Source organism: Streptomyces sp. NPDC029151 (assembly GCF_055564315.1).
Map to the genome: position 1 here is coordinate 1,224,500 of NZ_JBVHWQ010000001.1, position 18,376 is coordinate 1,242,875.

General features: G+C 72.3%; 16 protein-coding genes. 11 read left to right on the forward strand and 5 right to left on the reverse strand.

Annotated elements, in window-relative coordinates; all coding sequences use genetic code 11:
• The first annotated feature begins 6 nt into the window (after nucleotides 1-6).
• The 5 genes from ACZ4VF_RS04915 (at nucleotide 7) to carB (ending at nucleotide 7,432) form a co-directional block, all read left to right on the forward strand.
• A complete protein-coding gene (locus ACZ4VF_RS04915) occupies nucleotides 7-1,260 on the forward strand; it encodes an ATP-grasp domain-containing protein (RefSeq protein WP_467923206.1) in 1,254 nt (417 codons plus the stop codon).
• 164 nt (nucleotides 1,261-1,424) lie between these two features.
• Entirely contained in the window at nucleotides 1,425-1,715 is a 291-nt protein-coding gene (locus tag ACZ4VF_RS04920) for a hypothetical protein (protein WP_467923207.1), read from the forward strand.
• Nucleotides 1,712-2,974, forward strand: coding sequence for an ATP-grasp domain-containing protein (locus ACZ4VF_RS04925; protein ID WP_467923208.1), 1,263 nt, complete (start codon nucleotides 1,712-1,714; stop codon nucleotides 2,972-2,974). The genes ACZ4VF_RS04920 and ACZ4VF_RS04925 overlap by 4 nt, the downstream gene beginning before the upstream one ends.
• Entirely contained in the window at nucleotides 2,971-4,101 is a 1,131-nt protein-coding gene (carA, locus tag ACZ4VF_RS04930; RefSeq protein ID WP_467923209.1) for a glutamine-hydrolyzing carbamoyl-phosphate synthase small subunit, read from the forward strand. Before ACZ4VF_RS04925 ends, carA begins: the two co-directional genes overlap by 4 nt.
• Nucleotides 4,094-7,432, forward strand: coding sequence for a carbamoyl-phosphate synthase large subunit (gene carB, locus ACZ4VF_RS04935; protein WP_467923210.1), 3,339 nt, complete (start codon nucleotides 4,094-4,096; stop codon nucleotides 7,430-7,432). Before carA ends, carB begins: the two co-directional genes overlap by 8 nt.
• Nucleotides 7,433-7,498: 66 nt before the next feature.
• Here the strand turns inward: carB and ACZ4VF_RS04940 are convergent, their stop codons facing one another.
• Both ACZ4VF_RS04940 and ACZ4VF_RS04945 read right to left on the reverse strand, forming a co-directional pair.
• Nucleotides 7,499-8,146 (reverse strand): LysE family translocator, encoded by a 648-nt coding sequence (locus ACZ4VF_RS04940; protein WP_467923211.1) that lies wholly within the window; start codon nucleotides 8,144-8,146, stop codon nucleotides 7,499-7,501.
• Nucleotides 8,139-8,765 (reverse strand): DinB family protein, encoded by a 627-nt coding sequence (locus ACZ4VF_RS04945; RefSeq protein WP_467923212.1) that lies wholly within the window; start codon nucleotides 8,763-8,765, stop codon nucleotides 8,139-8,141. The genes ACZ4VF_RS04940 and ACZ4VF_RS04945 overlap by 8 nt, the downstream gene beginning before the upstream one ends.
• A 144-nt stretch (nucleotides 8,766-8,909) precedes the next feature.
• On the opposite strand from ACZ4VF_RS04945, the gene ACZ4VF_RS04950 reads away from it, so the two are divergent.
• Nucleotides 8,910-10,256, forward strand: a complete 1,347-nt coding sequence (locus tag ACZ4VF_RS04950; RefSeq protein ID WP_467923213.1) for an aminotransferase-like domain-containing protein — start codon at nucleotides 8,910-8,912, stop codon at nucleotides 10,254-10,256.
• On the opposite strand, the gene ACZ4VF_RS04955 is transcribed toward ACZ4VF_RS04950, so the two are convergent.
• Complete coding sequence (locus ACZ4VF_RS04955; RefSeq protein ID WP_467923214.1) at nucleotides 10,246-11,181, reverse strand: NAD(P)/FAD-dependent oxidoreductase; 936 nt, start codon at nucleotides 11,179-11,181, stop codon at nucleotides 10,246-10,248. The genes ACZ4VF_RS04950 and ACZ4VF_RS04955 overlap by 11 nt on opposite strands.
• A gap of 490 nt (nucleotides 11,182-11,671) precedes the next feature.
• Here ACZ4VF_RS04955 and ACZ4VF_RS04960 point away from each other — a divergent pair, with 490 nt between their 5' ends.
• Nucleotides 11,672-12,691 carry a helix-turn-helix transcriptional regulator gene (locus tag ACZ4VF_RS04960; protein WP_467923215.1) on the forward strand — a complete coding sequence of 340 codons (1,020 nt, stop codon included), beginning with the start codon at nucleotides 11,672-11,674 and terminating at the stop codon, nucleotides 12,689-12,691.
• 71 nt (nucleotides 12,692-12,762) lie between these two features.
• On the opposite strand, the gene ACZ4VF_RS04965 is transcribed toward ACZ4VF_RS04960, so the two are convergent.
• Both ACZ4VF_RS04965 and ACZ4VF_RS04970 read right to left on the reverse strand, forming a co-directional pair.
• Complete coding sequence (locus tag ACZ4VF_RS04965) at nucleotides 12,763-13,521, reverse strand: SDR family NAD(P)-dependent oxidoreductase (protein ID WP_467923216.1); 759 nt, start codon at nucleotides 13,519-13,521, stop codon at nucleotides 12,763-12,765.
• Between the two features lie 92 nt (nucleotides 13,522-13,613).
• Nucleotides 13,614-14,369, reverse strand: coding sequence for a maleate cis-trans isomerase family protein (locus ACZ4VF_RS04970; RefSeq protein WP_467923217.1), 756 nt, complete (start codon nucleotides 14,367-14,369; stop codon nucleotides 13,614-13,616).
• Nucleotides 14,370-14,572: 203 nt separating this feature from the next.
• On the opposite strand from ACZ4VF_RS04970, the gene ACZ4VF_RS04975 reads away from it, so the two are divergent.
• The 4 genes from ACZ4VF_RS04975 (at nucleotide 14,573) to ACZ4VF_RS04990 (ending at nucleotide 18,262) form a co-directional block, all read left to right on the forward strand.
• Nucleotides 14,573-14,758, forward strand: a complete 186-nt coding sequence (locus tag ACZ4VF_RS04975; protein WP_189306927.1) for a lysine biosynthesis protein LysW — start codon at nucleotides 14,573-14,575, stop codon at nucleotides 14,756-14,758.
• A 4-nt stretch (nucleotides 14,759-14,762) separates the two neighbouring features.
• The gene (locus ACZ4VF_RS04980) at nucleotides 14,763-16,049 is read left to right on the forward strand and encodes a pyridoxal phosphate-dependent aminotransferase (RefSeq protein ID WP_467923218.1); all 1,287 of its coding nucleotides are present in this window, start codon (nucleotides 14,763-14,765) and stop codon (nucleotides 16,047-16,049) included.
• A gap of 64 nt (nucleotides 16,050-16,113) precedes the next feature.
• A complete protein-coding gene (locus ACZ4VF_RS04985) occupies nucleotides 16,114-17,352 on the forward strand; it encodes an MFS transporter (RefSeq protein ID WP_467923219.1) in 1,239 nt (412 codons plus the stop codon).
• 16 nt (nucleotides 17,353-17,368) lie between these two features.
• Complete coding sequence (locus tag ACZ4VF_RS04990) at nucleotides 17,369-18,262, forward strand: fumarylacetoacetate (FAA) hydrolase (RefSeq protein ID WP_467923220.1); 894 nt, start codon at nucleotides 17,369-17,371, stop codon at nucleotides 18,260-18,262.
• Nucleotides 18,263-18,376: the final 114 nt, after the last annotated feature.

Below are 18,376 nucleotides of genomic sequence, written 5' to 3' on the forward strand. Positions count from 1 at the left end.
AACCCCATGAACACCTACCGCGTGGCCGTCATCGGCGGCCGCCCGGCCCCGATCGCCGGCGCCAAGCAGCTCGGCATCGATGTCGTCCTCGTCCACGAGGAGGGCGCGTACGACCCGGCCATCGCCGAGCACTGCGAGCGCATCGTGCACGCCCCGATCGCCGACGGGCAGGCCATCCTCGACGTGCTGAAGCCCCTGCACGACGAGCGGCCGTTCGACCGGGTGCTCACCACCACCGAGCCGGCCGCCGAGTCCACCGGGTTCGTCGTGGACTCGCTGGGGCTGCCCGGTGTCACGGAGGCCACGGCGCGTGCCCTCAAGGACAAGGCACTCACCCGTGAACTGCTCGACAAGCACGCTCTGAGCCCGGTGCGCTACCGGATGGTGGAGAGCGCCGCCGACATCGCGGAGTTCCGCGCCGAGGTCGGCGAGCGGATCATCGTCAAGCCGGTCGACGGCGTGGCCAGCCTGCACATCCACCCCGTGGACGGCCCGGAGGACGCCGAGCGGGCCTGGGAGGCGCTGCGTGAGGCGGGCATCACCGGCATCATCGCCGAGGAGTACCTCGACGGCCCGGTGGTGAGCGTCGACTCCTTCTCCTACGAGGGCCGCCACCTGCCCATCGGCTACTCGGAGTACCGCATGAACGAGCGGTACGTCGAGTGGGAGGTCAGCACCCCGAGCCGGTACGCCGAGCCGTGGCTCGCCGAACTGCGCGAGCTGACGCCGAAGCTGCTGGACGCGGTGGGCCTCACCGAGGGCCCCTCGCACAGCGAGTTCGTGCTGACCGAGAAGGGCCCCCGGGTCCTGGAATCGCACGCCCGGCTGGCCGGCAGCGGCGCCCCCGAGCTGGTCAGGCGCGCCTTCGGGCTGGACCTGAACCGGATGTTCCTCACCGTGCCGCTCGGCATCGACGAGCTGCCCGCCACCTCGCCCGAGCCGCTGGGCGGCGCGGCCGTACGGTTCTTCACCCCCGAGCCCGGCACGGTCACCGCCGTCGAGGTCGCCGAGGACGCCGCCGACGAGGTGCGCACACTCCCCCAGGGCGAGGTCCAGTACGTCTTCCTGCCCTACCTGGACGAGTTCCGCGACGTCGAGGTGGCCGCGGTGATCGGCAAGAGCGCCGGCGAGACCGTACCGCCGCTGCTCACCGTCGCCGACTGCGTCTCCGGGTACGCCATCGCGTCCGGCCGGGACGCGGACGACGCCGTCGCCAAGACCGAGGCCGTCAACGCGAAGATCCGCTTCGAGACGCGCTGAGCACGCCGTCCGCCGCACCGGACCGCTTCTCCGGCCGGGCGGCCGGGCCCCGCATCCGCCGGCGCCCGGCCGTCCGGCCCGCCTCGTGCACGCCCAGGCACCGCCTGGCCGTGACGTCCCGCGAGGCCGGCCCGCACCGACCGACCACTGGGAGGGAACCGCCTGTGAACCCCATCGCCTCGACCGTCCCGACGGCCAGCTCCGTATCGGACCCCGTCACCCAGCTGCACTCCGCCCGGCGGCTCGTCCAGGAGCGGTACACCGACGAGCAGCCGCTGATCCGGGCCGCCCTGCACCTGATCGACTGCGCCACCGACATCGTGGCCGGTCTGCCCGAGCCCGACCTCGACGCCTGCCGCGACGCCCTCGGTTCCGCCCGCGCCGCCGTGGTCTCGGCGACCTACGCCGTGGGCCGCGTCCGCGACGTCGCCGCGACCGGAACGGAGCGCGCATGAACCGCCACGTCGTCATCCTGCACCGCTGGCGGGACCGCCACGCCCGCTACGAGGACTACCTGGACCACCGCACCCACCACGTCAGCTACGTCACCACCGCGCTGGCCCAGGACTCGGTGCCCGCCGAGGCCGCGGCCGTCGTGGTGGTCCCCGCCACCGACGACACGGCGGCGGTGTGGCGCGCGGTCACCGAGCTGCGGGCCCGCTTCGGCCCGCCGGCCCGGCTGGTCGCCCTCAACGAGGGCGACCTCGACACCGCCGCCACCGTCCGCGAGCGCCTCGGGTGCGCCGGCCAGACACCGGCGGAACTCGCCCGCTACCGCGACAAGCTGACGATGAACCGGATCGTCGCCGACGCCGGCGTCCCGACGCCCCGCTTCGCCGACGCCCCCGACGCGCAGGCCGTACGCGCCTTCGCCGACCGCCACGGCCTGCCCGTCGTGGTCAAGCCCCGCCGCGGCACCGCCAGCCGGGGCGTGATCCGGGTCTCCTCCGCGGCCGACCTGCCCCAGCTGACCGCGCTGCCGCCCGAGCCGCGCCTGGTGCAGGAGTACTGCCCCGACGACATCGTGCACATCGACGGCCTGTGGACGGGCGACCGCCTGGGCCCCTGGCGGGCCTCCCGCTACGTCAACACCTGCGTCGACTTCACCCAGGGCCAGGCGCTCGGCTCCGTCGAGATCGACGACCCCGGACTGCTCGCCGCGCTCGGCGAGTTCACGGCCAGGGTCGCGGGCGCGCTCAGCACCGAGGCCTGGGTGTTCCACCTGGAGGCGTTCGTCGGCACCGGTCCCGCCGGCCGCCCCGAGATCCGCTTCCTGGAGGCGGGCTACCGGGTCGGCGGCGCGGAGATCCCGTTCGTCTGGCGCGAGGTGCACGGCATCGACCTGATGCGGGCCGCCGCCGACATCCAGCTCGGCCGCTCCCCCGACCTGCCCGTACCCGAGCGCTGGCGCACCGGCGGCTGGCTGCTCGTACCGTCCCCCGTCCCGGCCCCCTGCCGCGTGGTCGGCCACGAGCTGCCCGCCCCGCAGGACCCCGCCGAGGCGCCGTACGCCGCCGTCGTCCCCGACGTCGGCCAGGTCATCCCGCGGGTCGGCGGCTACGAACACGTCGGCGCCCGCTTCCGCTTCCGCGGCGACTCCAGCGGCGAGGTGGAGAAGGCGGTCCTGCGCACCGCGGCCCAGTTCCGCCTGGAGTGCGCGCCCCAGCCCGAGAACCTCGGCGGCGGCCGCCCGGCGTGCGGACTCGACCGATGAGCGCCGGCGGCCGCACCACGGCCGTACTCGTCCTGGAGGACGGCCGCGTCTTCCGCGGGCGTGCCTACGGGGCCGTGGGGGAGACCTTCGGCGAGGCCGTGTTCTCCACCGGGATGACCGGCTACCAGGAGACGCTCACCGACCCGTCGTACGACCGTCAGATCGTGGTGGCGACGGCCCCGCAGATCGGCAACACCGGCTGGAACGACGAGGACGACGAGTCGGGCCGTATCTGGGTCTCCGGCTACGTGGTGCGCGACCCCGCGCGCGTGCCGTCGAACTGGCGGGCCAGGCGCTCGCTGGACGAGGAGCTGGAGCGGCAGGGCGTGGTCGGGATCTCGGGCATCGACACCCGGGCGCTGACCCGTCACCTGCGTGAGCGTGGCTCGATGCGCGCCGGCGTCTTCTCCGGCGAGGCGATCGCCCCGGAGGCGGAGCTGCTGGAGCGCGTGCAGGCCCAGCCGCACATGAAGGGCGCGAGCCTCTACGAGGAGGTGGCGACGAAGGAGGCGTACGTCGTCCCGGCGATCGGCGAGAAGCGGTTCACGGTCGCGGCGATCGACCTCGGCATCAAGGGGATGACCCCGCACCGCATGGCCGAGCGCGGCATCGAGGTGCACGTCCTGCCCGCGACGGCCACCGTGGAGGACGTGTACGCCGTCGACCCGGACGGTGTGTTCTTCTCCAACGGCCCGGGCGACCCCGAGACGGCCGACCACCCGGTGTCGGTGATGCGGGCCGTCCTGGAACGCGGCACTCCGTTGTTCGGCATCTGCTTCGGCCAGCAGATCCTCGGCCGCGCCCTCGGTTTCGGCACGTACAAGCTGAAGTACGGCCACCGGGGCATCAACCAGCCGGTCCAGGACCGTACGACCGGCAAGGTGGAGGTCACCGCGCACAACCACGGCTTCGCCGTGGACGCGCCGCTCGACGGGGTGTCGCAGACTCCCTTCGGCCGGGTCGAGGTGTCCCACGTCTGCCTCAACGACGGTGTGGTGGAGGGCCTCCGGCTGCTCGACCGCCCCGCGTTCTCCGTCCAGTACCACCCCGAAGCGGCAGCCGGTCCGCACGACGCCGCCTACCTCTTCGACCGCTTCGCATCCTTGATGGAGCCGGCCCATGGCTAAACGCACCGACCTGAAATCCGTCCTGGTCATCGGCTCCGGCCCGATCGTCATCGGCCAGGCCGCCGAGTTCGACTACTCCGGCACCCAGGCCTGCCGGGTCCTGAAGGCCGAGGGCCTGCGGGTCGTCCTCGTCAACTCCAACCCGGCGACGATCATGACCGACCCGGAGATCGCCGACGCCACGTATGTCGAGCCCATCACCCCCGAGTTCGTCGAGAAGATCATCGCCAAGGAGCGCCCCGACGCCCTCCTGCCGACCCTGGGCGGCCAGACGGCCCTCAACACCGCGATCGCTCTCCATGACAGCGGGGTCCTCACGCAGTACGGCGTGGAGCTGATCGGCGCGAAGCCGGAGGCGATCCACAAGGGCGAGGACCGCGACCTGTTCAAGGACGTCGTGGAGGAGGTCCGCAGGAAGATCGGGCACGGCGAGTCGGCCCGCTCGGTCATCTGCCACTCGATGGACGACGTCCTCCAGGGCGTGGAGACCCTCGGCGGCTACCCGGTCGTCGTCCGCCCCTCGTTCACCATGGGCGGTGCCGGCTCGGGTTTCGCGCACGACGAGGAGGAGCTGCGCCGGATCGCCGGCCAGGGCCTGACGCTGTCTCCGACCACCGAGGTGCTCCTGGAGGAGTCGATCCTGGGGTGGAAGGAGTACGAGCTGGAGCTGATGCGGGACAAGCACGACAACGTCGTGGTCGTCTGTTCCATCGAGAACTTCGACCCGATGGGTGTGCACACCGGTGACTCGATCACGGTGGCGCCGGCGATGACGCTGACCGACCGTGAGTACCAGGTGCTGCGTGATGTCGGTATCGCGATCATCCGCGAGGTCGGCGTCGACACGGGTGGCTGCAACATCCAGTTCGCGGTGAACCCGGAGGACGGCCGGGTCATCGTCATCGAGATGAACCCGCGTGTGTCGCGGTCCTCGGCGCTCGCCTCCAAGGCGACCGGCTTTCCGATCGCGAAGATCGCGGCGAAGCTGGCCGTCGGCTACACGCTGGACGAGATCCCGAACGACATCACGCAGGAGACCCCGGCCTCCTTCGAGCCGACGCTGGACTACGTGGTCGTCAAGGCGCCGCGGTTCGCGTTCGAGAAGTTCCCGCAGGCCGATTCCACGCTGACCACGACGATGAAGTCGGTGGGTGAGGCGATGGCGATCGGCCGGAACTTCCCGGAGGCGTTCCAGAAGGCGCTGCGGTCGCTGGAGAAGAAGGGCAGCCAGTTCACCTTCGTGGGCGACCCCGGCGACAAGACCGCCCTCCTCGAAGAGGCGGTGCGTCCCACGGACGGCCGGATCAACACGGTGATGCAGGCCATCCGGGCGGGCGCCACCCCGCAGGAGGTCTTCGAGTTCACGAAGATCGATCCGTGGTTCGTGGATCAGCTGTTCCTGATCAAGGAGATCGCGGACGAGCTGGCCGGGGCGCCGGAGCTGACGGCCGGGCTGCTCGCGGAGGCCAAGCGGCACGGTTTCTCCGACCAGCAGGTCGCGGAGATCCGTGGTCTGCGCGAGGACGTCGTCCGCGAGGTCCGGCACGCCCTCGGTGTCCGCCCCGTCTACAAGACGGTCGACACCTGCGCGGCGGAGTTCGCGGCGAGGACGCCGTACTTCTACTCCTCCTACGACGAGGAGAACGAGGTCGCGCCGCGTGAGAAGCCCGCGGTGATCATCCTGGGGTCGGGGCCGAACCGGATCGGGCAGGGCATCGAGTTCGACTACTCCTGTGTCCACGCCTCCTTCGCGCTGTCGGATGCGGGCTATGAGACGGTGATGGTCAACTGCAACCCCGAGACCGTCTCCACCGACTACGACACCTCCGACCGCCTGTACTTCGAGCCGCTGACGCTGGAGGACGTGCTGGAGATCGTCCACGCCGAGCAGCAGGCCGGCCCGGTGGCGGGCGTGATCGTGCAGCTGGGCGGCCAGACCCCGCTGGGCCTTTCCCAGGCCCTGAAGGACAACGGTGTGCCGATCGTGGGCACGTCCCCCGAGGCCATCCACGCGGCCGAGGACCGGGGCGCCTTCGGCCGGGTCCTCGCGGAGGCGGGCCTGCCGGCGCCCAAGCACGGCACGGCCACCACCTTCGCGGAGGCCAAGGCCATCGCGGACGAGATCGGCTACCCCGTCCTGGTCCGCCCCTCCTACGTGCTGGGCGGCCGGGGTATGGAGATCGTCTACGACGAGACCCGGCTGGCCTCCTACATCGCGGAGTCGACCGAGATCAGCGCCTCCCGGCCGGTCCTCGTCGACCGGTTCCTGGACGACGCGATCGAGATCGACGTCGACGCCCTCTACGACGGCGAGGAGCTCTACCTCGGCGGTGTGATGGAGCACATCGAGGAGGCCGGCATCCACTCCGGCGACTCCGCGTGCGCGCTGCCCCCCATCACGCTGGGCGGGTTCGACATCAAGCGGCTGCGGGTGTCCACCGAGGCCATCGCGCGCGGGGTCGGCGTGCGCGGGCTGATCAACATCCAGTTCGCGATGGCCGGTGACATCCTCTACGTCCTGGAGGCCAACCCGCGCGCCTCGCGGACCGTGCCCTTCACCTCCAAGGCCACCGCGGTGCCGCTGGCGAAGGCCGCCGCCCGGATCTCGCTGGGCGCGACCATCGCCGAGCTGCGCGCCGAAGGGCTGCTGCCCCGGCAGGGTGACGGCGGCGAGCTGCCGCTGGACGCGCCGATCTCGGTGAAGGAGGCCGTGATGCCGTGGTCGCGTTTCCGTGACATCCACGGCCGCGGTGTGGACACCGTCCTGGGCCCGGAGATGCGCTCCACCGGTGAGGTCATGGGCATCGACTCCGTCTTCGGCACCGCCTACGCCAAGTCGCAGGCCGGCGCCTACGGGCCGCTGCCCACCAAGGGACGGGCGTTCATCTCGGTCGCCAACCGGGACAAGCGCTCGATGATCTTCCCGGCCCGTGAACTGGTCGCGCACGGCTTCGAGCTCCTCGCCACCTCCGGCACCGCCGAGGTCCTCAAGCGCAACGGCATCAACGCCACCGTCGTGCGCAAGCAGTCCGAGGGCACCGGCCCGAACGGTGAGAAGACCATCGTCCAGCTCATCCACGACGGCGAGGTCGACCTCATCGTCAACACCCCCTACGGCACCGGCGGCCGCCTCGACGGCTACGACATCCGCACCGCCGCCGTCGCCCGCTCCGTGCCCTGCCTGACCACCGTCCAGGCACTCGCCGCCGCCGTCCAGGGCATCGACGCCCTCCACCACGGCGACGTCGGCGTCCGCTCCCTCCAGGAACACGCGGAACACCTCACCGCAGCCCGTGAGCGGTCCTGCGAACCGTTCCGCCGGCACCACTGACACGGCACGACGCCGAGGGGGGACACCGGAACCGGTGTCCCCCCTCGGCGTGTGCGCCGGTGTCCGTCAGCTGCTGACGGCCGGGCCGGAGGTGTCGATGGCCAGGGTGACGGCGAGGGCGCCGAGCACCGTGCCCATCATGTAGCGCTGCACCTTCAGCCAGGAGGGGCGGCGGGAGAGGAAGACGGCGATGGTGCCGGCGGCGAGCACGATGGTCAGGTTGACCGCGATGCTGACCACGATCTGGAACGAACCGAGGATGATGCCCTGGAGCAGGACGTGGCCCCGGTCCAGGTCGATGAACTGGGGGATCAGCGACAGGTACATGATGGCGATCTTCGGGTTGAGCAGATTCGTCATCAGGCCCATGGTGAACAGCTTGCGCGGCGAGTCGTGCGGGACGTCCTGCGGGTCGAAGACGGAGAGGCCGCCCGGCTTCAGGGCGTTCCAGGCCAGGTAGGCGAGGTAGGCGGCGCCCGCGAGCTTGACCGCGACGTACAGTTCGGGCACGGCGAGGAACACGACCGACAGGCCCAGGTTCGCGGCGAGCAGGTACATCATGAAGCCCAGGGCCACACCGCCGAGGGAGATGATCCCGGCGCGCCTGCCCTGGGTGATGCTGCGGGAGACGAGGTAGATCATGTTGGGGCCGGGGGTGAGCACCATGCCGAGTGCCACCACCGAGACGCCGAGGATCCCGCTCAGTTCAACCATGAAAACCCCTCATTCGTAGGTGCGTTGCGCCGCCGTCCTCCGCGTGCGCCGTGTCGGCGCCGGCGTCGTGCCCGGCCTCGGCGAGGTCGTGGACGATGTCGTGCAGGAGGTGGCGGGTGAAGAAGTCGACGGTGAGCCGCGGATCGCCCAGGCGCGGGTCGTCGCGGTGCCAGTCGTCGGCGGTCAGCCGGGCCAGGCGGCGGGCCAGGGCCTCGGCGGCCCGTCCCAGCTCCTCCGCGACGTGCCGGGGCTCCTCGTCCCGGTAGCGCGGGGTGCTGTCACGGTCGTCCTCGGTCGCTCCGGCCGTCGCGCCGGGAGCCGGTATCGGTGCACTCGCGGATTGCCCCAGGATTGCATCGAGTCGAGTGTGGAAGAGCAGGCACATGTCGCGGACATGGCAGCCGCATTCCAAGGGGGTCCAGGCCGGGACGCCCGTGCGTCGGCCGCCGAGGGCCGGGTCGCGGAGTGTCGCCTGCCAGGCGGCGGCGTACTCCCGCAGCGCTTCGGCGATGGCGTCCTGCCTGATCAGATGGGATCGGAAGCCGCACTGACGGCAGTCGGGCAGGGGCGCGGGAGTGCGGCCGAGCGGTGACCGGGTCGGGGTCGGGGTCGTCTTCACTGAGCCCAGGACTCCCTTCCTGACCTCGGGGCAATACTCGGAGCTTAGGGCAGGGCAATAGCTCGATGCAACTGACTCATTGCACCGAGTGCAATGCTGTGGTTGGATGGAGGCGGCCCGGAGCGGACGAGGGGAGCACGAGGCGTGAAGGACTATCAGAGCGTCGCCGACGCGGTGGCCGAGGAGATCCGGTCCGGCGTCCTCCGGCCCGGCGACCGCCTCCCCCCGCAGCGCGAGTTCGCCCGCCGGCAGGGCATCGCCAACTCCACCGCCACCCGCGTGTACCAGGAGCTGGCCCGGCGTGGCCTGACCGTGGGCGAGGTGGGACGCGGCACGTTCGTGCGCGCGGTGTCCGCGGTGTCCGGTACCACCCCGCCCGCGCTCACCGAGCCGGCGGCCGGCCGGGTCGACCTGGAGCTGAACTACCCGGCCGTGCCCGAACAGAGCGCGCTGCTCGCCGAGGGGCTCGGCGGACTGCTGCGCCCCGACGCCCTCGGGTACGCCCTGCTGCCGGTCGGCACGTCCGGCCTGCCGGCCGTCCAGGAGTCCGCCGCCGACACCCTCGCCCGCGGCGGCTGGCGCCCCTCCCCCGCGCAGGTCCTCTTCGCGGGCAACGGACGGCAGGCCATCTCGGCCGTCATCACCGCCCTGGTGCCGCCCGGCGGGCGCCTCGGTGTCGAGGAGCTGACCTATCCGGTCGTCAAGGCCGTGGCCGCCCGGCTCGCCATCACCCTCGTCCCGCTGGCCATGGACGAGGACGGACTGGTGCCGGAGGCCGTCGCGGAGGCCCACGCCGCGGCCCCGCTGCACGCCGTCTACGTCCAGCCGAGGCTGCACAACCCGCTCTCCCTGACGATGCCCGAGCAGCGCGTCGAGCAGCTGGCGGAGGTCCTGCTGCGGCTCGGGATCCCGGCGGTGGAGGACGCCATCTGGGCGTTCCTGCGCGACGAGCTGCCGCCGCTCGCGGCCTACGCCCCCGAGCGGACCGTGCTGATCGACAGCCTCTCCAAGCGCATCGCGCCCGGCCTGACGCTCGGCTTCGCGGTGGCGCCGCCGGCCCTGACGAGCGAGATCGCCGTCTCCCTGCGCTCGGGCGGCTGGTCCCCCATGCGGTTCGCCCTGGAGGCGGCCCACCGCTGGCAGCAGGACGGCACCGTGAAGAAACTGGTGGCCGCCAAGCAGCGGGAAGCGGCGGTACGTCAGGAGATCGCGGGCCGGCACCTCGCCGGTTTCGCGGTGCGGAGCCATCCGCGCTCCTATCACTGCTGGTGGCAACTGCCCCGCCCGTGGCGGGCGGACACGTTCGTCGCCGCGGCGGCGCGGCACGGTATCGGGGTGGTGCCCGCCGCCGCGTTCACCGTCGGCGGCAGCCAGGCGCCCAACGCCGTTCGCCTGGGCCTCGCCTCCCCGCAGCCGGAGGTCCTGTCACAGGCGCTCGGCAAGCTGGTCGAACTCGCCCGGTCCGCGCCGGACGACCTCGTCACCGACTGACGCGGGCCCGTGCCGCACGGGCGGGCGGGCCGGACGGCGACGGGAACGTCCCTCCGGGAGGCAGGACCTCGTCCGCGATGCCCTCGTCCGGAAGGACCCCGGGGTGCAGGACGCTGTCGTACGCCTCCCGGTAGCGCCGTTCGAACTCCGCGAAGGCCTCCGCCTCGTCCGCCGTTCCGCGCAGGAACCCGTCCAGGGCGCGGGCCGCGAGCCCGGCGCCCCGGCACGCCAGGTGGGTCCCGGGGGACGGCAGCGACCGCGCCCCGGCCGCGCACGCGGCGTCGCCGACGAGCAGCATCCCGCGGCGCCACAGCCGGTGGTCGGCGTACGACCAGTGCGGGCGCACCCGGAAGCGGCCGGGCCGGCCGGCCGCCCGGGCGGCGCCGGCCAGGAGGTCCCTGACCGGTGGACACGCCTCGGCGAAGCCGGACAGCGCGCCCTCCGGGTCCGTGCGCACCCGGTCCGCAAGGTCCGGCCGCACCACGGCGCCCACCTGGGTGAGCCCGTCGCCGGCCGGTGCGGTCCAGAACCAGCCGTTGCCGAACGGGAAGCGCCGGGGGACCTCCGCCCGGCCGGTGTCCGCCCTGAAGCAGGCGTACACGGCCAGTCCGGACGAGCCGCGGTCACCGGCGACATGACGGCGCAGCAGGCTGTCGCCGCCCGAGGCGTCCACGACACAGCGGGCCCGCACGGTGCGGGCCGGCTCCCCCTCCGGGAGGTGGCGCAGCCCGGCCACGCGCCCGTCCTCGACGACGACGTTGACCGCGGTGGACCGCTCCCGTGCGACCCCGCCCGGGAGGAGCCCCGGGCCGGGATCCCGCTCCAGCAGGAGCACCCGGTGTCCCCGGCCGGCCACCAGGGCCGCCGTGAGCAGCCCGGCGGGGCCCGCGCCGGCGACCACGACGTCGTACGGCTCGCTGGCCATCCCTCTTTCCCTCCCCAGGCCGGTGCACAGTGAAATCTTCTACTCGGACGTGAATCGCTGGCATTCTTTCGGGAAAACAGCTCATTCCTCCGAAAGAACTACGGAAAGCCCCCCGAACCCCCGGGGCATCCCCCGGGACACGGAAGAGAGAATTCTCTCTTGGCGACATTCGGTCTGGTTGGCTGAAATCAGCCCCAGGCCGAGTCGTCGCCCGTCGTGGCGATACCCACGACAACGGCGGTGCAGACGCGGCCGTACCGGGCAGTCTGGTACATCTTCGATACCTCGCCAGTGTGAGTAGTTCCATGTTTAGCAATATCCCGCGTGGCTGGCGGTGATGATCATTCGCGGCCCTGGCCAGGCCGAATGGCCTGGCAGGAGCCCGCTCGACCGCGTCCCCCCACGTGATCAATGATGCTGACGTGCGGACGGGGAAGCGAGGGCGACAGGCGTCGGGATCACGCAACGCGCCAACACGAAGGTGGGACATATGTGCCAGGAAGAGGACATCGAGGAGAAGGACGACGGCCGAAAGCGCGCCGACGGAACATCGGGCGTGTATTTCTGCGCTCAAGGGCTGGAGCGTTACCGCGAAGCCCTCAATGACGGAACGATCTCGGGGGACGTTCCCGAATGCCTCATCGCTTACCGGCTGCTGCGCCCCATTCCGGGCGTGGCCGGACTGTACGTCCCGATCCCCCCGAAAGTCGCCGAGGCGGAACTTTCCCGCTCCGTGGTCCGAGAGATCGAACACCACGAGAATACGCTGTCGTCACTGCGCTCGTCCTTCGTGGCCGCCCAGAGCCTGTATCACCGGGCCCAGCACGACACCGGGGTCCCCATCGAGTCCCTGCGGGGCGCCGACGTGATCAGCCAGTCCCTGCGGCTGGTCGTCGAGGCCTGCACGGAGGAACTGCTCACGGCGCAGCCGGGCGGCGGCCGCTCCCCCGCCCTGCTCGCCGAGGCCCTGCCCCGCGACCTGGCGATCCTCCAGCGCGGTGTCGCCCAGCGGACGCTCTACCAGCACAGCGTCCGCTCCCACCAGCCGACCCTCGCCTACATCGAGCGCGTGACGGCCGAGGGCGCCCAGGTCCGCACCGTGGACGAGGTGTTCGAGCGCCTCATCATCTGTGACCGCTCGGTGGCCTTCATCCCCGGCATCCCCGAGCGCAAGAACGCGGCGCTGGCCGTCCGGCACCCCGGCGCCGTCGCCTTCCTCGTCAAGGTCTTCGAACACACCTGGGCGCGTGCCCGGCCGGTCTCCATCGCGCCGGAACAGCACCGCCCGGACCTGGTGACCGACTCGGTCCGCGCCGCCGTGCTCCGCATGGTCGTCACCGGCCACACCGACGAGGCGATCGCCGCCCGCCTGGGCATGAGTTCCCGTACGGTCTCGGCCCACATCAAGAAGGTCGCCGAGGTTCTGGGCAGCCGCAGCCGCGCCGAGCTCGGCTACCTCATCTGCCAGCGTCGCCTGCTGGTCCTGGAGGAGCCGGTCGGTTCCGCCTGACGGGACACGGGCGGACGCCCCGCCGGGGATCCCGGCGGGGCGTCGTCGTCCCGCGCGCCCCCGCACCCGTCTCACAGGCGCAGGTCGTGGATGCCTCCGTCGACGGCGAGGACCGTGCCGGTGGTGCCGGAGGCGTCCACGGCCAGGTACGCGATGGCCTCGCCGACCTCCGCGGGCCGCGCCAGACGGCCCAGCGGATGACGGTCGTCCAGCGCGTCCCGCGCCGCCTGCGGGTCGGCGTTCATCGCCAGTACCCGCTGGATCCACGGCGTGTCGACGGCGCCGGGGGCCACGGCGTTGACGCGGATGCCCTCCCGGACCTGGTCGGCGGCCATCGCCAGGGTCAGGGAGCGGACGGCGCCCTTGGAGGCGGAGTACAGGACCCGGCTCGGCACGCCCATCGAGGCGAAGACGGAACAGGTGTTGACGATCGCGGCGGCCGGGGAGCGGCGCAGGTAGGGCAGCGCGGCGCGGGCCAGCCGGACCATGCCGACGACGTTCACGTCCAGCACGCGGTGCCACTCCTCGTCCGTGTTCTCGGCGACCGTGCCCTGGGCGGCGACACCGGCGTTGTTGACGACGATGTCGATGCGGCCGAAGCGCTCCACGGTCTCGGCCACGGCACCGCGCACGGAGGCGTCGTCGGTGACGTCGCAGGCGATGCCGACGGCGGGCGCGGCCACCTCGTCGGGTTTCAGGTCGAGGGCGGCGACCCGCACGCCCCGGGCGGTGAGCGCGGCCGCGGCGGCCGCCCCGATACCGGACGCGCCGCCGCTCACCACGGCCACGAGGGAATCGGACGTCTGCTGTGCTGCGCTGTCGGTGACCACGGCCGGCGCCTCCTTGGAAACGGTCTGCGGATCGGGGAAGGGAACGAGGGGGGAACGGGAAGCAGGGGAAGAACGGGGGGCTGGGCCGATCCTCAGCGCGCGCCGCGTTCCAGGCGCTCCAGGAGCGGGTGGACCTCCGCGCCGGCGGCCCCCACCGTGCGCCGCGCCCACCAGGCCGCCGCGAGGTTGGACGTCAGCAGCGTGGTCCGGCCGAACTCGCGGTCGAGTTCGGCGAGGGCGGCCAGCGTGCCCATGCCCGTGCCGGTGAAGAGGACGGCCCCGTCGTCGGGCAGGCCGGCGGCGCGGATCCGCTCCAGGAGCGTCCGGGTCGTCACCCGGTACGGGTCGAACTCGTGGTCCTTCTCGTCCGGGTCCGGCACGGCCGGGGCGAGGACGACCCGGTCGACCGCGACGCCGGCCTGCTCCCAGAAGGAACGGGAGGTCTCCGTCAGCCAGTCCCAGTAGGGCGAGACGAGCGTCAGGCGGGATATCCCGAAGTGCTCGCACACCGCGAGGATGGCCCGCGTCGTCGACTGCACGGGGTAGCCGAAGCGTTCCGACAGTTCGGCGACGAACGCGCGGTCGCCCTCGGGGCCCAGCAGATAGTGCGACGCGTTGCACGCCACCACGGCGGCGTCCAGACGCATACGGCCGAAGGTGCCGAGCGTGTCCGCGAGAACGTCGTTGTACCGCAGCATCGTTTCCTTCACGCCCATTCCGGGAGTCAGCGGAAAACGAGCGGTGTACACATTCAGCTCGGCACCGACGAGGCGGTTGAACTCCGGTTCCGCCAAGGGATTTTCCGGAGGCACGACCAGCCCGAGGCGGGGCAGCGGGAAAATGTCCATGGCGGCACGTTAGTTGCTGCTCAGAGCCCCGGCGGCCGTAATCCGACGGACTTGACATTCCGCCAGGGCAATCTTGCAACTCCGCTCCGTCTTGACACTTCTTGACAATCCACTACAGAGAATTGACGGGCCTGCTCTTACTCTTTCCGGCGGTGCGTTGGAAGGTGGTGGACCGTCACCCACCTCACGAACGGAGTCGATCCATGTCCAGCGCCACCCTCACCGGCGCCTGCCCCGAGTGCGAGACCGATCTGACGGTCCCGCCGGTCGTCCAGGGCGAGACGCTCTCCTGCCCCGAGTGCATGCTGACCCTCCGGGTGGAGGACGTCACCGACGGCCGGCTGACCCTGGAGATGGTCGAGGTCCAGTTGCGCGACTGGGGGCAGTGACAGCATGTCCGACGCCCCGTCCGTATCCATGTCGGCGACCCTGGCCGCCGACGAGGCCCTGGACCGCAGGCGCCGAGCCGGGGAACAGGTGCTGGCGATGGCCGGCGGGGAGATCGGTCTGCCCGTGCTGCCCGCGCTGCGCCGGCGGCTCGCCGCCGCCGCGGACGAGAACGCGTACGGCCCCGTGTCCGGCAGCCAGGCCCTGCGTGCCGCGGCCGCCGGATACTGGGGGCGGCGCGGTCTCGCCACCGACCCCGGGCTGGTCGTGGCCGGCCCGGGCAGCAAGCCCCTGCTGTTCGCGCTGCTGCTGGCCATCGGCGGGGACGTGGTCGTGCCCGTGCCCAGCTGGGTCAGCTACGCCGCCCAGGCCCGGCTGGCGGGGGTGCGTCCCGTCCCCGTGCCGATCGCCGCGGGCCAGGGCGGGGTACCGGACCCGGAGCGGCTGCGCACGGCCGTCACCGCGGCGCGCGCGGCCGGCCGGGACCCCCGGTGCGTGGTGGTGACCCTGCCGGACAACCCGACCGGGGCCGTCGCCTCGCCGGACACGGTCCGCCGCCTGGCGGCCGCGGCCCGGGAGCTCGACCTCGTCATCGTCTCCGACGAGATCTACTGCGACCTCGTCTACGACACCTCGCCGCCCGCCGAGTCCCCGGCCCGGCACGCCCCGGAACGCACCGTCGTCACCACCGGGCTCACCAAGAACCTCGCCGTCGGCGGCTGGCGCACCGGTGTGGCCCGCCTCCCCGACAGCGGGCCGGGGCGTTCCCTGCACGGCCGCCTCGTCTCGGTCGCCAGCCAGATCTGGTCCAGCCCGCCGGCGCCGGTGCAGGCCGCTGCCGCGTACGCCTTCGGCGAGCCGCCGGAGATCACCGAACGTGTCGCCGCGAGCCGCCGGCTGCACGAGACCGTGGTGCGCGCGGTCGCCGGCCGGCTCACCGACGCGGGCGCGCTCCTCGCCCCGGTCCGCGCGACCTGTTACCTGTACCCGGACTTCGCACCGCTCGGGGACCGGCTGGCCCGGACCCACGGCGTGCACGGCGGTGCGGACCTGGTCCGTTTCCTGGTCGAGCGGCACGGCGTCGGGGTGCTCCCGGCGAGCGCCTTCGGGGAGCCCGGCGACCCCTTGCGGATCCGGATCGCGACCAGCCGTCTGTACGGCGAGGACGACGAGCGGCGCACCGCGGCGCTCACCGCGCCGGACCCTCTCGAACTGCCCTGGATCCGCGAGAACCTGCGGCAGTTCGGCGCCGCGCTGGCCGATCTCACCGGTGCCCGCACCGCGCCGGCCTGATCCGTTCCCGCCCCGGGAGAACCCTTCCACGCCGGGCCCGACCCTCACATCGAAGGCACCCATCATGACAAGCGCCGAGCCGACCGCCGGCACCGCCACCCCCGTCCCCGCGTCCGGACAGACTCCGGCAGCAGAGCAGAAGCTGCCGATGGCCGCGCTCCTCGCGCTGGCCGTCGCGGTGTTCATCACCAGTCTCACCGAGACCCTGCCCGCCGGGCTGCTGCCCGACATGAGTGCCGGCCTGCACACCAGCGAGTCGGCCACCGGTCAGACGGTGACCATCTACGCGCTGGGCACGGTGCTCACCGCGATCCCGCTGTCCGCGGCCACCGCGGGCTGGCACCGCAAGCGGCTGCTGCTGACGGCGATGGCGGGCTTCGCCGTCGCCAACACCGTGACCGCCCTGTCGGCGAACTACCCGCTCACCCTGGCCGCCCGGTTCGTCGCCGGTGTCGCCGCCGGCCTGGCGTGGGCCCTGCTGGCCGGCTACGCCCGCCGCATGGTGGCCCCGCAGCAGGAGGGCCGCGCCATCGCGATCGCCATGGCCGGGATCCCCGTCGCCCTGTCCCTGGGCGTACCGGCCGGGACCTTCCTGGGGCAGGTGGTCTCCTGGCAGGCCGCCTTCCTCGCGATGACCGCCCTGACCGTGGTGCTGCTCGTGTGGATCACGGCCGTCGCACCCGACTACCCCGGCCAGCAGGCCGGCGGCAAGATCCCCGTGCGCGGCACCCTGCGCGTGCCGGGCGTCGCCGCGGTGCTGGCCGTCACCCTGGTCTTCGTCCTGGCCCACACCCTCCTGTACGCCTACATCGCCACCTTCCTCGACGACATCGGCATGGGCGACCGGGCGGACGCGGTCCTGCTCGTCTTCGGCGTCGCCTGCCTGGTCAGCATCTGGGTCGTCGGCGCGAGCATCCACCGGCACCTGCGCACCCTGACCATCGTCAGCACCCTGCTCGTCGGCGTCGCCGTCGCCGTCATGGGCGCCTTCTCCGGGACCGACGCCCTGGTCTACGTCGCCGCCGCCCTGTGGGGGCTGGGCTGGGGCGGGGTGCCCACCCTGCTGCAGACCGCGGGCGGCCAGGCCGGCGGGGAGGCCGCCGAGGCTGCCCAGGCCATGCTGGTCACCCTGTGGAACGTCGCCATGGCCGGCGGCGGCATCGCCGGCGGCCTCCTGCTGGACGCCGTGGGAGCGGACGCCTTCCCCTGGACGGTGCTGGTCCTCCTGGTCCCGGTCCTCGGGATCGTGCTCGCCTCCCGCACCCACGGGTTCCCGGCCCCCCACTCATCCGCCCACTCCTGAGGAGACCCTGACAGCCATGTCCATCATCTTCGAGTGCGAGTACCAGGGCCGGCGGTACGCGGGCCACGGCCTGCCGGTGCCCGGCAGCCCCCTCACCCTGTACCCGGTGACCGACGGCCAGTTGCAGGCCGCGCTCGTCGCCGGCCACGGCCCGGAGGACCTGCTGTCCGCCGTGGCCGGGCAGAGCGGCCGGATCGAGGTGGAACCGGGCGACGCCGGCCTGAGGTTCCTCCCGCCGCTGCTGCCCACCGCCTCCAACAACGCCCTGGTCAACGGGTTCATGGGCACCCACCGCTCCAAGTTCGACCGGGCCCCGGAACCGGACGAGGAGTTCACCGCCCCGAACTACTACATCAAGGGCTTCGGTTCCTGGCTGCGGATGCCGGACGAGCCGCTCACCACCCCGGCCGACCCGGTCTGGCTGCTGGAGGAACCCGAGGTCGTCCTGGTGTACGCCAACGACGACGAGGGGGTCCCGCACTACGCCGGCTACACCTTCGGCAACGACCTGAACGACATCGGCCTGCACCTGAAGAACCCGTGGGCGTGGACGCCGTACGCCAAGCTGTGCGAGACCTCGATCACGCCGTGGCTGTTCCTCGACACCCCGCCCGAGAAGGTGACCGGCAGCGTCACCGTCGAACGGGACGGGGCCCGGGCCTGGCAGGGCGACTTCTCGTGCGGCGCCGACTCCCTCTTCCACCGGATCCCGGACATGGCGGAGTACCTGTTCTCCCACCCGCTGCTGCGCCGCCCCGGCCTGGTCAACTACCTGTTCCTCGGCGCGGACAAGGCCACCTACCACGACGGCTTCCGGATCGAGAACGGCGACCGGATGGTCCTCGACGTCTCCAGCCACGGCGTCGTCCTGGCCAACGAGGTCCGGTACGGGACCACGGCCCCGAGGTAACCGGGGCAGACACTCGGGCGCTCGGGCCGGGGGGGGGGGGGGGGGGGGGGGGGGGGGGGGGGGGGAGCGGGGCAGGCGAGGGGATTTCCTCTCTCTCCCTTTGGTGACCTCGGT